The sequence below is a fragment of the Candidatus Krumholzibacteriota bacterium genome (assembly GCA_016931295.1).
GTDB lineage: Bacteria > Krumholzibacteriota > Krumholzibacteriia > Krumholzibacteriales > Krumholzibacteriaceae > JAFGEZ01.
The window spans coordinates 28,157-43,525 of sequence record JAFGEZ010000039.1; the positions used below are offsets into that span (position 1 = coordinate 28,157).

A 15,369-nucleotide genomic window follows, 5' to 3' on the forward strand; every position below is an offset into this window, starting at 1 on the left:
GCGTGCACCGGGCAAGGCCGGCAACCCGCCGGCCGGAAAACCGGTTGACGCCGGGAGAGAACGCTTTTACATTCAAGGCGTTACCGTTCGGCCACCCGGACGGGGAAGGACATCCGATGAAGACGACCCGATTCGGCGTCTCGATGGACGACGCCCTGCTCGCCGCGCTCGACGGGCTGGTCGAGCGACGGCGCTATCCCAACCGCTCCGAGGCCATCCGCGACCTCGTCCGCGGCGCCCTCGTCGAGCGCGAGTGGGAAGCCGCCGCGGGCGAGGTGATCGGCGTGCTCGTCATCGTCTTCGACCACCACCAGCGGGAGCTGTCCGCGCGCATGCTCGAGCGCGAGCACGATCGCCCGGGAGCCTCCATCGCCACGCTCCACCTCCATCTCGACCACCACAACTGCCTCGAGGCGAAGATCATCAGGGGAACGCCCGAGGAGGTACGAGCGATCGCCGACGAACTGATCGCCCTCAAGGGAGTGAAGTTCGGCCGGCTCATCCCCGCCACCGCGGGCAGAAACATCACCTGAACATGCGGCCGGCCGAGGCCGCCGCGCCCGCCATCCCGGGAGTGCACCATGAACGAGACCACGAACAGCACCGAGCGGCGCCCGTTCCTGCTCCGCACCCTCGACCGCATCGAGACGGTCGGCAACCGGCTGCCCCATCCGGCGACGCTCTTCGCGCTTCTCGCGCTCGCCGTCGTCGTCATCTCCGAGATCGTCCTCCGCGCGGGGGTGACGGCCGTCCATCCCGGCACGGGCGAGACGATCAGCGCCGTCTCTCTCATGAACGCGGACGGCCTGCGGTTCATCTTCGCGAAGACGACGGACAACTTCGTCTACTTCCCGCCGCTCGGGATCGTCCTCGTGGCGATGATCGGCATCGGCGTCGCCGACGGATCGGGCCTGATCACGGCCCTGCTCCGGCACCTCGTCACTGCCGCCCCGCCGCGGCTCATCACGGCGGCGGTGGTCGCCGCGGGGATCCTCTCCCACCTCGCCTCGAGCGCGGGATACGTCGTTCTCATCCCCCTCGGGGGCATGATCTTCGCCGCCGTCCACCGCCATCCGATCGCCGGCATCGCGGCGGCCTTCTGCGGCGTGTCCGGCGGATTCGGCGCCAACTTCCTGATCGGCTCGATCGATCCGATCCTCGCCGGGCTCACCGAATCGGCGGCGAACCTCGTCGATCCGGCGATGCGGATCAACCCGGCGGTCAATTTCTACTTCATGCTCGCCTCGGCCTGCCTCGTCGTCGTCCTCGGCACCTGGGTCACCGAGCGGTTCGTCGAGCCGCGCCTCGGCCGGTACGAGGGCGAGACGGAGCGGTTCGACGAGGTCTCGGGGAAGGAGAAGCGCGGGCTCGCCTGGGCCGGCGCCGCCGTCGCGCTCCTCGTCGCCGTCCTGCTGCTGCTCACCGTTCCCGCCGGCGCGATCCTGCGCAATCCGGAGACGGGATCGCTCCTGCGCTCCCCGTTCATGTCGGGGCTCATCACGGCGATCATGCTCTTCTTCCTCGTGCCGGGGCTGGCCTACGGGATCGCCGTCGGGACGATCCGCAGCGACAAGGACGTCGTTAAGCACATGACCTCGTCGATGAAGGGGCTCGCCGGCTACATCGTCCTCGTCTTCTTCGCCGGCCAGTTCGTCTACTACTTCAAGAACTCGAACATGGGCGTGCTCCTGGCGATCAAGGGCGCCGAGCTGCTCCGCACGATCGGGTTCACCGGCGTCTGGCTGCTCGTCTCCTTCGTCGTCCTCTCCGCCTTCATCAACCTCTTCGTCGGGAGCGCCTCGGCGAAGTGGGCGATCATGGCGCCGATCTTCGTCCCGATGTTCATGCTGCTCGGCTACCACCCGGGGATCACGCAGGCGGCCTTCCGGATCGGCGACTCGATCACGAACATCATCACCCCGATGATGAGCTACTTCGCCCTCATCGTCGCCTTCGCGCAGAAGTACGACGAGCGCTACGGGATCGGGACGATCACCGCGACGATGCTCCCCTACTCCGTCGTTTTCGGGATCTTCTGGACGATCCTCCTCGCCGTCTGGATGCTGATCGGCCTGCCGACGGGCCCCGACGCGCCGATCCATCTTCCCGGCTGAGGCGGGCGGGCGGCGGCCGGGCGAGACGTTTTTCCGATCGGGAAATTTTCCCGGTGACAGGCCGGCGATCCTGCCTCATACTATGGGCGCAATACTCTCTTCCACGCGTGTGGGAAGGCCGGCCCGGGGCGCAATCCCCGGAGAGCCGGCTTTTTTCATGAGCGCAAGGGCAGCGAATTCGATTGCATGGGCCATTCCACCTATGCTAGAATTGTTCTCGACTGCAAGGTGCAGTCCGGCTCAGGTAAATCAGCTCTGCTCAGACATCGATTAGGGGAGGACCCGGTATGAAGAAGGCATTGTTCCTGCTGTTGCCCGTGCTCGTGCTCGCGATGGCCGCGCCCGCGTCCGCGAACCATTTCCGTGAATTCTACGCCGGCGCCGACTGCGACGGCTGGTGGGCGAACGGCTCGATCTATCTCGTGAGCGGCGACGACGTCGACCTCTACTACGAGGTGACGCTCCTCGAGGGCTCGACGGAGATCGCCGCATTCGACGGGATGGTGAACGTCACCGACGCCGACGAGGCCTTCTCCTTCATGGAGGCATGGGGGATGGAGCTCTGCGGCGAGTACACCGCCGAGGGACGCTTCTGGTTCACGAGCGCGCTCGGCAGCGACGAGCGCACCTTCAGCGTCGGCTTCGTCTGCGAGTGCGACACGACGCCCGACTACTGCAACTACACGCCCGGCTACTGGAAGAACCACGAAGAGGCCTGGCCGGTCGATGAGCTCACGCTCGGCGGCGTGACGCTGTCGATGGCGGCGGCGCTCGACCTGTTCGACGCCCCCACGAAGGGCGACATCACGATCATCCTCGCCCAGCACCTCATGGCGGCCAAGCTGAACGTGGCCAACGGCTCCGATCCCTCGATCCAGCCGGCGATCGACGCGGCCGACGCCTACCTGATGATGTACCCCGTCGGCAGCAGGCCGAACGGCACCGCCAAGGACGAGGGCGAGATGTACAAGGACGAGCTCTGCGACTACAACGAGCTGGGCTGCCCGGGCGACGACATGCCCGATTTCATCGGCACCGCGGCCGAGGCGCTCGGCGCCGGCACGGAGGACAGCTCCTGGGGCGCGATCAAGAAGCAGCTCGACTAGGCATCATCATCGCGGAAACCGGCCGGGCGAGGCCCGGTGCATCGGCTGACGGCGGCGGGAAGACACTTCCCGCCGCCGTTTTCGTCCTGGAGAGCGCCGGCGGCCGATCGGCGGTTTCCCTCCACGTCGTTCTGTGCTACCCTCCCCTATCGGATTCGGAGGAAGGACGGCACGGTGCGGATCGCATTCATCGGGGACGGTTCCCTCAACCACGTGAGGCGTTGGGCCGGCTGGTTTTCCGGCCGCGGCCACGACACGCTCCTGTTCTCCTTCGAGAGCGTCGAGGGATACGGCGGCGCGGCGGTGCGACTGCCGAAACGGCTGCCCACGAGACTCGCCGGCTACCTCGCCGCGCTCGGACCGATCCGCCGCGAGATCGCCCGCTTCGACCCGGCGATCGTCAACGCCCTCTACGTCGGCGGGTACGGCCTCGTCGGCGTTTTGTCGGGCCGCCGGCCGGTCGTCGTCTCAGCCCTCGGCTCGGACCTTCTCGTGGACTATCCCTCCTCGGCGATCCACCGGGCGCAGATCCGGTACACGCTCGGCCGCGCCGACCTCGTGACGACCGACGCCGACAACCTCTCCGCCGTCGCGCGGGAGGCCGGCGTCCCGGCCGACCGGATCGTCAAGGCCTACTTCGGCGTCGACGAGAGGATCTTCAACGCGGCGGACCGTGACGACGGCGATCCGCCCCTCGTCGTCTCCACCCGCAACCTCCATCCCGTCTACAACCTCGATCTCCTCCTCGACGCGGCGCCGGCGATACGGGAGGCGGGCGCGCGCATCGTCGTCTGCGGCGACGGGCCGGAGCGGACGCGGCTCGAGGGGCGCGCCGGACTCCTCGGCGAGGGCATCGTCTTCACGGGACGGATGGAGCCGGCGCGGATCGCGGCGCTCTTGCGGACGGCCGCCGTCTACGTGTCGACGTCGCGGTCCGACTCGACCTCGGTCTCGCTGCTCGAGGCGATGGCGTGCGGCGCGGTCCCGGTGGTCACCGACATCGAGGCGAACCGGGAGTGGATCGTCGACGGCGAAAACGGCCGCCTCGTGCCGCCGGACGATCCGGCCGCGCTCGCCGCCGCGGTGGCCGGGGTGCTCGGCGACCCCGCCTTCGCCAGCCGCGCGCGCGAGCGGAACGCCGGCATCATCCGCGAACGCGGCCTCTTCGAGACGAACATGCGATCCGTCGAGCGGGCCTTCGAAAAACTGGCCGCGGGGAGGAACGGGTGAACGGGTCGCGCGGCAATGGGGCGGTGGTGGTCGCCCGCTGGATCGTCGTCGCCGCCGTCACGGGCGTCCTGGGCGCGCTCCTCGTGGCGGGATTCGACCGGTCGCTCCAGCTGGCGCTCGAACTGTCGCGATCGCTGCCGCGCGGGGCATTCCTCCTGCCGATCGCCGGCGCCGCCCTCGTCGGCGCAACGATCCTCCGCCGCGTGCCGGGGGCCGGCGGCGAGGGGATCCCCTCGTACCTGCTCGCCGTGAACCAGGGCCGCGGGATGCTCGACGGGGCGGCGACGATCCTCAAGTTCCCCGCGACGGTCATCACGCTCGGATCGGGTTGCAGCGGCGGGATCGTCGGGCCGCTCGCGCGCATGGGCGCCGGCATCGGCAGCCTCGTGGCGCGGCTCCTCGCCGCCGCCGGGCTCGCCGGCGGGAACGACGCGCGGACAGCCGCCGTCTGCGGCGCCGCGGCGGCGGTGAGCGCGATCTTCCACTCGCCGCTCGGCGGGGCCTTCTTCGCCGCCGAGATCCTCCGCCGGGAATCGATGCGCTACGCCGACCTCTTCCCCGCCCTCCTCGCCGGCACGGCCTCGTTCGTCACCTCGGCCGTCATCCTCGGCGAGAGCCCCGTCTTCCAGGCGGCGCCCGCGGGCGGCTCGATGGCGGGCCTCGACCTCCTCTGGACGCCGGTCGCCGCCATCGTCGCCGGCGGGATCGGCATGCTCTTCATCGTCTCGTTCCGCCGGGCCGCCCTCCTCTTCCGGGCGCTGCCGGGGGGCGCCGCGGCGCGGGCGGCGCTGGGCGGCCTGGTCGTCGCGGCGATCCTCCTCGCCGGCGGCCGGGCCATCTCCTCGACCTCGATGGATCTCTTCGCCGACGTCGCCTCCGGCCGCGTCTTCTCCGGCGGCGCGCTCCTTCGACCGGCCCTCTTCCTCGCCTTGCTCCTCCTCTTCAAGATCGCCGCCGTCTCCGCCACGGTCGGCTCGGGGCTGAGCGGTGGATTCACCGGCCCGCTCGTCATCCTCGGCATCGGCGGCGGGGCGCTCGTCGCCGCGGCCGCTGGGGTCGCGCCGGGCGGCGCCTCCTGGACCGGGCTCCTCGCCTGCGGGATGTCCGCCGCCCTCGGCGCGGTCATGAACATACCCATCGCCGCCATCATCATCTCGTGCGCCGTCTTCGGTTCGGGAACCGTCATCCCCGCGGCGGTCGGCGGCGTCGTCTCCTTCGTCCTCTTCCGCAGCCGCACGATCTACGAATACGCCCGCGTTCCCGCCGACGACGCGGCGGCGGGCGGCCCCCTCCTGCGCGACCTCACCGGCTGACCGGGGCATCCCGGGGAACAACCGGGAACGATCCGCCCCGCGTGGCAACCGCGGCGCCTGCGCCCGTCCGGCGCGCCGCATTCTCGCCCAGCGCCCCCCCGCCCCCCGCCCCGGGCAGGGGAATATTCCCCAACCGCGCCGCGGCGGGGCGGTCGGCCGGGGCCGGGCGCCCCGCGGGCGGCACTCGCGGCGACAGCCGTAACTCGCGTGCCCGCGTTCGATCGGCCGCCCGGCCGCGGTTCGATGCCCCCGCCGGGCGGCCGGCCGGGGCGCCTCTTGCCCCCGTGGCCCGCATCTTGTTGTACTGTCCGTTGAAGTCACCGGCACGACGGACGGGAAGGGAGAACGAATGGAGAGTCTGATACCGCACGCGGCCGCGATCAAGGGGATGGCCGTCCTCTTCGTGATGGCCGTCGTCTCGATGCGGGACGACCGGCGGCGGCTTGTCCTCGGCGTCGGCCTCGCCGCCGCGGCGGTCACCGCACACGCCGCCGGCGGCGGCGCGGGCGGGATCGCCTTCTCCCTCTCGGGCGCGGCCCTCTCCTTCGTCTTCGCCGCGCCGCTCGTCGTCATCGGCGCGGTCACCGCGCGCGAGGTGGCGCCCTCCCTCGCGGCCGGGGCCCTGCTCGGGCCGGCGGGAGCGGCGGTCGTCTACGTCGTGGCCTTCCTCTTCTTCGCCGCGCAGCACGTGACGCGGTGCGGCCTCCCCCTCTGCGGCGAACGGCTCGCCGCCCGGTACCGCCTCCTCTTCGCGGCGGAGCCGGCCGGATGCGTTCCCGCGGGCGACCCCGCGGCGGGCGGCGCGGCGGGCGGCGCAGCCTCCCGGCTCTTCGACTGGAGCAGCGGCACGGCGCTCGCCGTGCTCGCCGCGCTCCTCGTCGGCGTGCCGCTCTAGGAAGGTGAACGGATGTCGGTGCGGAACACGACCCGCGGAACGGTGCTCGTCGAGCGGCTCTTGAACCTCAACGCGGGGTTCAGGAACACGCTCCGGTTCATCAACCGCACGGGGATGCCGCGGGATTGCGGGGTATGGATCAGTCCTTGCCAGGCGATCTGCACCGTCGGCGTGCGCGGCCCGATCGACATCGCGTTTCTCGATCACGGGGGGCGGATCGTCAAGGTGCTGAAACGCTTCCCGCCGAACTGCCTCGCCGAATCGGCGTCCGGGGCGGTGAGCGCCCTCGAGCTGCCGCCCGACCGGATCGAGGAGACCGGCACCCGCCGGGGGGACGTCCTCGACCTCGACCCCTGCTGATCCGCTACCAGTAGCCGATCGCCGCGTACCCCACCCAGTGCCGGAGCGTGGCGTCGCTCGTCGTCCCCAGCCCCGCAGCCCTGAGGCCGGCGTCCGCCGATTCGAGGCTCGTCCCGTAGCGGAGCATGACCCCCTCCGGCGCGCCGCGCCCCTCGAGCCGGGCCAGCTCGGCGAGGAGCGTGAGCCCGAAGGGGATGGAGTAGACACCGCACCAGGTCACCTGGTAGGGCCACTCGAGGTCGTCGCGCTCGACCCGCCCGCGGAAGGCCGAGACGCTGCCCGTGTCGATCGGGCCGACGAGGCTCGAGCGGATGATGTCGAGATCCTGCGCCACGCCGCGCTCGTAGCCGGCGCGGTCCGTGCCGAAGGGTGCGTAGTTCCGTCCGCCCCATCCCTCGTCGCCGTAGTGGACGCAGTCGGCCGAGACGAGGACGACGACATCGCGGCCGAGCGCGAGTCCCCGCTCGTCGAGGAGGGCGCGGAGCGCGCCGGCGACGAGACCGGCCGCCCGCGGCATCCGCTCGCCGGGAAAGCGCGTGACGAGGATCGGGAGGATGGCGGGGGCGGGGCGGCGGTACCGCTCCGAGAACCGGCACTCGCCGGTGTGGTACTCCGTGTACTGGAGGAAGGGGATGAAGGCCTCGAGGGAATGCTCGGCGGCGTGCATTTCGCCGCTCACCAGAACCATCTCCGGCGGCAGGGCCTCGACCAGGCGGGCGCGCAGGTCGGAGACCGGCGTGTCGCCGAAGGGCCCCCGCCACGCGTCGAAGTCGTCGAAGACGATCTTCCCCTCGATCCCCTGCCGGCGCGCCGCGTGCGAGACGCCGACGAGGACGACGAGGGGCGCACGGACCCCGCGCATCGCGTGGATGTACCCGGGGCCGGCGTAGAGATAGTCGTCGTGGGGGGCGATCGCGCCGATCATGGCGCGCGAGCCGATCCGCCGGTCGGTCTTCTCGTTCGCGGCGAGCCGGTCGTACTCGCATCGCTGCAGCTCGTCGACGACCTGCCGCATCGCCGCCGGCGTGGTCGCGTAGCCGACGCTGTCGACCGGCATGCGAACCGTGCCGGCCACGGACGGCGCAGCCGCCGACAGGATGCAGGCCGCGGCGATGGCCGCGTATCCGATTCGGGTCATCCGTTCCTCCTCTTCCCGTTCCGGCGGCCCGGGCGGGCCGCTCATGACAATCGTACACCACCATCGCCGCCGGCGTCCAGACCCCGCGGCGGATTGCGCTTCTTTCCGGCGGCCGGCCGGCGTATATTGTCCCGACGGACGCGCCGCGGGGGCGCGCCCGTCGACGGAGGAGACGATGCCGGTCACGGGCACGAGAATCGCATCGGCGCAGCGGCGCGTCATGGCGACGGCGGCGATCCACCACGCCTGCAACGACGCCTCCGTGGTCATCCTGCCGAGCGTCTTCCCCCTCCTCCACGACGAGGGAACGCTGATCCGCAGCTACACCGACATCGGCACGATGATCCTCATCGGCCTCGTGACGGCCATCATCTTCCAGGCCTTCCTCGGCCACGCGGCGCGGCACCGCCACGCGCGCCGCTGGCTCGCGCTCGACGCGTCGATCGTCGGTTTCTCGCTGCTCCTCATGACGCGCATCGACTCGTGGGGCGCCCTCCTCGCCTGCTTCATCGGCGTGCGGCTCGGCACGGCGATCTACCATCCCGTGGGAATCTCATGGGTCTCGCAGACCTTCCACGGCCCCCGTCTCGACCGCGCGATGGGCGTGCAGAGCGCCTTCGGCAACGTCGGCGTCCTCGTCGCCTTCTCCACGACCGGCCTTCTCGCCGACAGCTTCGGCTGGCGGGCGCCGATCCTCGCCTGGGCGGTGATGAACTTCCTCGTCGTCGGCGCCGGCCTCCTCGTCTCGCGGGGCACGGCCGACGCGATCGAGGAGCCGCTCGTCCGCGAAACGGCCTCCTGGCTCGAGGCGGCGCGCGGCGTCGTGCGCTTCGTGCCCTTCATGCTCCTCGGCGGCCTCGCATGGGGCGTGACGCTCAACTACGCCCCGAGCCTCCTCAAGCACCGCCTCGGCGTCTCGATGTCGCTCACCGGCCTCATCCTCGGCTGCTGGATCGGCGCGGGGGTCGTCTCGGCGATGTACTACGGGCGGATCGCCGAGCGATTCGGCCGCGCCGGAACGCTCCGGGTCTCCTTCGCGGCGGTGGCCGTCGCCGCGCTCGTCCTCGCCCTGACGAACGTCCTCGCGCCGGCCGTGGCGGCGATCGCCCTGCTCGGCGTCTCGATGTTCGTCATCTACCCGGCGAACCTCTCCCTCGTCGGCAACGCCGTGCCCGCCCGGAGCCGGACAGCGGCCTACAGCCTCACCTCGAACATCATGATCGTCGGCAACTCCACCTTCGCCTACATCTCGGGCCGGCTCGCCGATCGCTTCGACATCCACGCGCCCTTCCTCCTGCTCGCCGCCATGTCGCTCCTCGCCCTCGGCTATCTCGTCGTCTCGATTCGCGCGGGACGGCTCGATACGGCGATCCCCGGACGCCCGCTTGAGGGATTACCCGTAAAATGAGCCTTGTCTGAAAAGACCCCTTTCCCCGCGGGATAGAGTTCATTATTATTCTCACGCTCTGATGCCGGCGGCGCCGTTCGGGCGGCCGCCGAACGGTCCGGAGGCCGTCCGATGCTGCTGACAGGCTTGAAATTCATGGTCATCGGGATGACCGTCGTCTTCTGTTTCCTCGGGCTGCTCGTCCTCGTGCTCCGCAACGTCTCCGCGATCGCGGGACGCCTGCCCGGACCCTCCCGGCGACAGGAACCGCCGCGAACGAACACTGCCGAGGACCGGGAGCGCATCGCCGCGGCGATCGCCGCCGTGGCCGCGCACGCGGCCGCCGGAAGGACGAGGTAGGAGCCATGGGCAAGAAGAAGATCGATTTCATGATCACGGCGTTCCGCGACGGATTCCAGTCCTTCTACGGCGCGCGCGTGCTGACCAGGGACTTCCTGCCGGCGGTCGAGGCCGCGGTCGACGCCGGGCTGACCCACCTCGAGACGGGGGGCGGCGACCGCTTCCAGTCGCTCTACTTCTACTGCAACGAGGACGCCTTCGAGATGATGGACGGCTTCCGCAAGGCGGCCGGGCGGAAGGCGAACCTCCAGGCCCTCTCGCGGGGCGTGAACGTCGTCGACGTCGAGCCGCAGTCGAGCGACGTCATCCGTCTCTTCGCCGCGCTCTTCCGGAAGCACGGCATCACGACGATCCGCAACTTCGACGCCCTCAACGACGCGGGCAACCTCGACTTCAGCGGGCGCGCGATCGTCGACGCCGGGCTCCGCCACGAGATCTGCGTGACGATGATGGGCCCGCCGGTCTGCGCGAAGAGCCCGCTCGGGCCGGACCATTACATCGGGCGGGCCCGGGCGCTCGTCGACGCGGGGATCCCCTTCGACTCGATCTGCTTCATGGACGCCACGGGCACGGTGACGCCGCGCGATATCCACGAGACGATCGGCGGCGCCAGGCGGGCGCTGCCCCCGGAGACGACCGTGCGCTTCCACACGCACGAGGCGGCCGGCTCGAGCATCATCTGCTACCAGGCGGCGATCGAGGCGGGCGCCGACGCGATCGACCTCTCCCTCGCCCCCGTCTCGGGCGGCAAGGGCCAGCCTGACCTGCTCGTCATGTGGCACGCGCTGCGCGGAACCGACTTCACCCTCGACATCGACGTCCGGAAGGTCATGCGGGCCGAGGAGGTCCTCAAGCGCTGCATGCGCGAGTACGAGCCGCAGATCGACGCGGCCCTCGTCGAGCCGCTGATCCCCTTCCTCCCCGTGCCGGGCGGCACCTTCATCGAGCACGTCGAGCTGATGCGCGACCTCGGCCTCGAGGGCCGTCTCGAGGAGATCATCGATTCCCTCGTCGACGTCATCGCCAGGGGTGGGCGCGGCACGTCGATCAAGCCCGTCGCCACCCACTACTTCCGGCAGGCGATCAACAACGTCGCCTCCGGGCCGTGGAACCAGATCGACGAGGGCTACGGGCGCCTCGTTCTCGGCCGCATGGGGAAGACGCCCTTCGAGCCCGACCAGAAGGTCGTCCGGATCGCCTCCGAGCAGCTCGGCATCGAGCCGACGACGCGCTCGCCGCGCGAGATCGCCGACGAGGACCCCGGGCGGGGCATCGACGCGGCCAGGCGGATGCTCGAGGAGGCCGAGTGGCCTGCCACCGACGAGAGCCTCTTCATCGCGGCCACCGTCCGCGAGCAGGGCATCGCCTTCCTGAAGGGGAACGCCGCCCTCGACGTGAGCAAGGGCGCCGCGGGGCCGGGCTCGGCCCGCCAGGCCTTCGCCGGCGGCGACGGCGGCTACACGGTGACGATCGACGGCGAGCCCTACGCGGTGACGATCCGCGGCGGATCGGCCGAGGTCAACGGCCGCCGCTTCCAGGTGGACGTCAAGGAGCGCGGGCCCCGGCTTGCCGCGCGGCGCACCGGCCCGGCGGCGCCCGCCCGGCCGGCCCCGCAGCGGCCCGCTGCACCCGCGAAGAAGACCGTCGGCGGCGAGGGCCTCGCCGTGAGCGCGCCGATGCCCGGGGCGATCCTGCGCGTCGAGGTGAAGGAGGGCGACGAGGTGCGGACCGGCCGCGTGCTCGTCATCCTCGAGGCGATGAAGATGGAGACCGAGATCAGGTCGCCGGTCGACGGCACGGTGACGGCCGTGGGCGTCTCCCCCGGCGACACGGTGGCCGCCGGCCAGCAACTCCTTCGGATCGGCTGACGGACGGGAAAGAGACGGCGATGGATATCCTCGACGCCTTCGGATCTCTCTGGCGCTCGACGGGCCTGGCGAACTTCACGTGGGGCCAGGTCGTGATGATCGCCGTGAGCCTCCTGCTCATCTGGCTCGCGATCAGGAAGAACTTCGAGCCGCTCCTCCTCCTGCCGATCGGCTTCGGCGGCATCCTCTCAAACATCCCCGTCGCCGCGATCGGCGGCAGCGGGGGCTTCCTCGGGCAGATCTACGGCTTCGGGATCGCGACGGGGATCTTCCCGCTCCTCGTCTTCATGGGCGTGGGGGCGATGACGGATTTCGGGCCCCTCATCGCCAACCCGAAAACGGCGCTCCTCGGCGCGGCGGCGCAGTTCGGCATCTTCACGACGCTTCTCGGCGCGCTCGCGCTCGGCCAGTACGCGGGGTTCGATTTCGACATGAAGGATGCCGCCTCGATCGGGATCATCGGGGGCGCCGACGGCCCCACGGCGATCTTCATCGCCTCGAAGCTCTCCCCGCAGCTTCTCGGATCGATCGCCGTCGCCGCCTATTCCTACATGGCGCTCGTCCCGATCATCCAGCCGCCGATCATGCGCTGGCTCGTCGGCGCCGAGGACAGGAAGATCGCGATGCGCCAGCTCCGCGACGTCTCGAAGACCGAGCGGATCCTTTTGCCCCTCGTCGTCCTCGGGATCTGCGCCCTGCTCTTGCCGACCGCCGCGCCGCTCATCGGCGCCCTGATGTTCGGCAACCTCGTGAGGGAATCGGGCGTGGTCGACCGGCTCCACAAGGCGATCCAGGGGCCGATGACCGACATCGTCACGATCCTGCTCGGCCTCGCCGTCGGCTCGAAGCTCCAGGCCGACCGCTTCCTCCGGGTGGAGACGCTCGGCATCCTCGTGCTGGGGCTCTTCGCCTTCTGCGTGGGAACGGCCGCGGGGCTCCTCCTCGCCCGCCTGATGAACCGTTTCTCCCGCGACCCGATCAACCCCCTGATCGGCGCGGCGGGGGTCTCGGCCGTGCCGATGGCCGCCCGCGTCGTCAACAAGACGGGGCTCGAGGCCAACCCCGACAACTACCTCCTCATGCACGCGATGGGCCCGAACGTGGCCGGCGTCATCGGTTCGGCCGTCGCGGCCGGCGTGCTCTTGTCCTTCTTCTGATCCGCCTCACCGCAGCAGCACGAGCTTCCGCGAGGCAAACCACCCGCCGCTCTCCATCCGGCAGAAGTAGATCCCGCTCGTGGCGGCCGTGCCACGGTCGTTGCGTCCGTCCCACCGCTCGGTGTACCGGCCGGCGTCGCGGACCTCGTCCACCAGTGTGCAGACGAGCCGCCCGGCGACGTCGTAAATGCCGATCCGCACCGGTCCCCGCTCGCGGAGCGAGAAGGAGACCGTCGTCGACGGGTTGAAGGGGTTGGGGTAGTTCCGCGAGAGCGAGTAGTCGACCGGCGGCCGATCGGCCTCGGTCACATCGGCCTGGGTCACCGTGCCGAACCAGTCGAACGCCTGTTTCATCACGGTGTTGCGGATCTGGGGCTGGTGCAGCACGAAATCCCTGATGAACATCAGGCTGAACCCGAACCACATCGTCTGCGCGTTCCGCGACTGCGAGTTCAGGTACTCGTGCCGCACGCCGGCAAAGTATGTCCCCTCGTCGAAGGGCTCGTACCGGAGCGCGGGCACGCCCCCCGACAACGTGTCGAGAACGTCGAAGTGGTTGACCGCGGGACAGCCGCCGAAGGCGTAGAAGATATCGCCGGAAAAGGGCGATGAGAGGGGAAAGCCGTCTACCCGCGGGATGGCGATGCCGCCCCCGCCGAATCCCCCCGAGAACTGGTAGAAGCTGCACGCCCTGACGTTCACGCCGCAGCTCGTGAACATGAGGCGCATCGACTGCGGCGAGGGGAACGCGGCGAGATCGGAGGCGATATTGTCGCCGCAGATCCAGAGGTTTACGTCGTGATCGGAGAGTTCGAGCCAGTCGTCGAGCATCGAGCAGTCGTCGGTCTTGTCCAGGCGGAGGCCGTCGGTGATCGTGCCCTCGGCCAGGTCCCCCGAGTCCCAGATGATCGTCTCGTATGCCTCGAGCAGGTGCATCAGCCTGGCGCGGCTCGCGAGGCCGTTCGAGACCATCGCGGTCGGCGCGTTGACGTCGTAGCGGTCCGGGAGATCCATCGGATCGAGGACTGCCCGATAGGAATCGTCGTGATAGTACTGGACCGTGCCCCCGCGGATGCCGACGCCGTCGTAGTCGTCGACGTAGAGGATGTCGCTGCCCAGGGTGGGCAGGCAGGTGAACTCGAAGTAGGGCCGGACGCCCGCCGGATTCGGCGTTCCCGTATCGGCGCCCGCCGGCAGGACGCTCGTGCGGCCATACTGGTCGTAGGCGCGGAAGTAGTAGTCGATCATGTACCCCCTCGTGAAGAGGGAATCGTTGAGATCGAACCGGTAGGTGTCGTCCGGCCACGCCCGGTCGGCCTGGAGGGGGGTCCAGGGCGGCACGGCTGGAACGGTGCAGAAGCTGCAGTAATCCCCCGCGAGATCGGGCCCGACGAGGTCCGGTTTCGCGTCCGGGCCGATGTTCCTGCACCGCACGTACATGTAGACCAGCGGACGCCCGTCCCCGGTCGTGTCGATGCCGCCGCCGGTCGGCGAGGCGCAGGTCACCTCGATGTAGTCCCCCGGCACGATGGCCGGCGTCAACGAGACGTCCTCGGCGCGGTCCGCCCGGACCCAGGACTCGAGGTTGTACTCCACGCCCGGGAAGTTGTCCTGGAAGAGATCCCACTCGTTGTAGCTCCACTGCGGCCCCGGCGTCTCGTAGCGAACGACGCTCACGTTGTCGAACCACGGCGCCGGCGTGTGGACGGCGCAGTTCCCCTGGGCCGGATACCAGTACCAGCAGAGATCGGCGACCCCGAGAGCGACCTGGATCGGATCGTTCCCCACCATCGTGCCGATGTCCAGCTCGTGGAACAGATATCCGGGATCGCCCACTGAGTAATACACGTAATTGTCGTTGAGCCATTCCCCCGGGCAGCCGCTGACCGGATTGACCTGACCCCCTAAAACGGATCCAGATATTAGTGGTATAATCTGGAGTCAAGAGCGAGGGGGTATTTTTATGTCCAGGAAGCGGTATTCTACCGAGCAGATCATCACAAAACTACGGGAAGCAGAGGTTCTCTTGTCTCAGGGGCGAACGGTGCCGGAGATCTGCAGGCAGCTTGGAGTGAGCCAGAACACATACTACAGGTGGAGAAAAGAGTTTGGTGGGCTCGAGATCGACCAGGCGAGGAAGCTCAAAGCGCTTGAGAAGGAGAACTCGAGGCTGAAGAAGCTTGTCGCCGAGCAAGCCCTGGATATCGAGATACTCAAGGAGGCGTCCCGGGGAAACTTCTAAGTCCGGCGCGAAGGCGTCGGGCAGTGGAGAGGGTCACAGAAGCGCTTGGTGTCTCAGAGAGGCGGGCGTGCAAGGTGCTCGGGCAGTCGAGGACCACTCAGAGATACGAGCATCTGGACTTCCCACGGTTTTGTAGACATCTACAGGTCGTAATTAGAGGCGCGCTCAAACGCCTCGGGACTTACACCTCCGATGTGGC

At 69.5% G+C, this 15,369-nt stretch carries 14 protein-coding genes; 12 read left to right on the plus strand and 2 right to left on the minus strand.

The genetic code is table 11. The features are described from left to right. The first annotated feature begins 116 nt into the window (after nt 1-116). The 7 genes from nikR (at nt 117) to JW876_10280 (ending at nt 7,018) form a co-directional block, all read left to right on the plus strand. Nucleotides 117-533: a nickel-responsive transcriptional regulator NikR gene (nikR, locus tag JW876_10250; GenBank protein MBN1885887.1), complete on the plus strand. Its 417-nt coding sequence runs from the start codon at nt 117-119 to the stop codon at nt 531-533. A gap of 48 nt (nt 534-581) precedes the next feature. Further along, nucleotides 582-2,114 carry an AbgT family transporter gene (locus JW876_10255; protein ID MBN1885888.1) on the plus strand — a complete coding sequence of 511 codons (1,533 nt, stop codon included), beginning with the start codon at nt 582-584 and terminating at the stop codon, nt 2,112-2,114. A gap of 287 nt (nt 2,115-2,401) precedes the next feature. Then, nucleotides 2,402-3,220 (plus strand): hypothetical protein, encoded by an 819-nt coding sequence (locus JW876_10260; GenBank protein ID MBN1885889.1) that lies wholly within the window; start codon nt 2,402-2,404, stop codon nt 3,218-3,220. A 174-nt stretch (nt 3,221-3,394) separates the two neighbouring features. Beyond that, on the plus strand, nt 3,395-4,450 hold the full coding sequence (locus JW876_10265) for a glycosyltransferase (protein MBN1885890.1): 1,056 nt from the start codon (nt 3,395-3,397) through the stop codon (nt 4,448-4,450). Next, nucleotides 4,447-5,763: a chloride channel protein gene (locus JW876_10270; protein ID MBN1885891.1), complete on the plus strand. Its 1,317-nt coding sequence runs from the start codon at nt 4,447-4,449 to the stop codon at nt 5,761-5,763. The genes JW876_10265 and JW876_10270 overlap by 4 nt, the downstream gene beginning before the upstream one ends. Nucleotides 5,764-6,112: 349 nt before the next feature. Beyond that, nucleotides 6,113-6,658 carry a hypothetical protein gene (locus JW876_10275; GenBank protein ID MBN1885892.1) on the plus strand — a complete coding sequence of 182 codons (546 nt, stop codon included), beginning with the start codon at nt 6,113-6,115 and terminating at the stop codon, nt 6,656-6,658. A gap of 12 nt (nt 6,659-6,670) precedes the next feature. Further along, on the plus strand, nt 6,671-7,018 hold the full coding sequence (locus JW876_10280) for a DUF192 domain-containing protein (GenBank protein ID MBN1885893.1): 348 nt from the start codon (nt 6,671-6,673) through the stop codon (nt 7,016-7,018). Nucleotides 7,019-7,022: 4 nt separating this feature from the next. Here JW876_10280 and amrB read toward each other — a convergent pair whose 3' ends face one another. Further along, nucleotides 7,023-8,156: an AmmeMemoRadiSam system protein B gene (gene amrB / locus JW876_10285; protein MBN1885894.1), complete on the minus strand. Its 1,134-nt coding sequence runs from the start codon at nt 8,154-8,156 to the stop codon at nt 7,023-7,025. A 175-nt stretch (nt 8,157-8,331) separates the two neighbouring features. Between amrB and JW876_10290 the strand changes: the two genes are divergently transcribed. The 4 genes from JW876_10290 to JW876_10305 all read left to right on the plus strand — a co-directional run bounded on the left by JW876_10290 (nt 8,332) and on the right by JW876_10305 (nt 12,928). After that, nucleotides 8,332-9,564: an MFS transporter gene (locus JW876_10290; GenBank protein MBN1885895.1), complete on the plus strand. Its 1,233-nt coding sequence runs from the start codon at nt 8,332-8,334 to the stop codon at nt 9,562-9,564. A gap of 111 nt (nt 9,565-9,675) precedes the next feature. Next, on the plus strand, nt 9,676-9,903 hold the full coding sequence (locus JW876_10295; GenBank protein MBN1885896.1) for an OadG family protein: 228 nt from the start codon (nt 9,676-9,678) through the stop codon (nt 9,901-9,903). A gap of 5 nt (nt 9,904-9,908) precedes the next feature. Continuing rightward, the gene (locus JW876_10300) at nt 9,909-11,771 is read left to right on the plus strand and encodes a biotin attachment protein (GenBank protein MBN1885897.1); all 1,863 of its coding nucleotides are present in this window, start codon (nt 9,909-9,911) and stop codon (nt 11,769-11,771) included. A 20-nt stretch (nt 11,772-11,791) separates the two neighbouring features. After that, complete coding sequence (locus JW876_10305) at nt 11,792-12,928, plus strand: sodium ion-translocating decarboxylase subunit beta (GenBank protein MBN1885898.1); 1,137 nt, start codon at nt 11,792-11,794, stop codon at nt 12,926-12,928. A 6-nt stretch (nt 12,929-12,934) separates the two neighbouring features. On the opposite strand, the gene JW876_10310 is transcribed toward JW876_10305, so the two are convergent. Next, on the minus strand, nt 12,935-14,776 hold the full coding sequence (locus JW876_10310; protein MBN1885899.1) for a T9SS type A sorting domain-containing protein: 1,842 nt from the start codon (nt 14,774-14,776) through the stop codon (nt 12,935-12,937). 115 nt (nt 14,777-14,891) lie between these two features. Here JW876_10310 and JW876_10315 point away from each other — a divergent pair, with 115 nt between their 5' ends. Beyond that, entirely contained in the window at nt 14,892-15,170 is a 279-nt protein-coding gene (locus tag JW876_10315; GenBank protein ID MBN1885900.1) for a transposase, read from the plus strand. Nucleotides 15,171-15,369 lie beyond the last annotated feature (199 nt).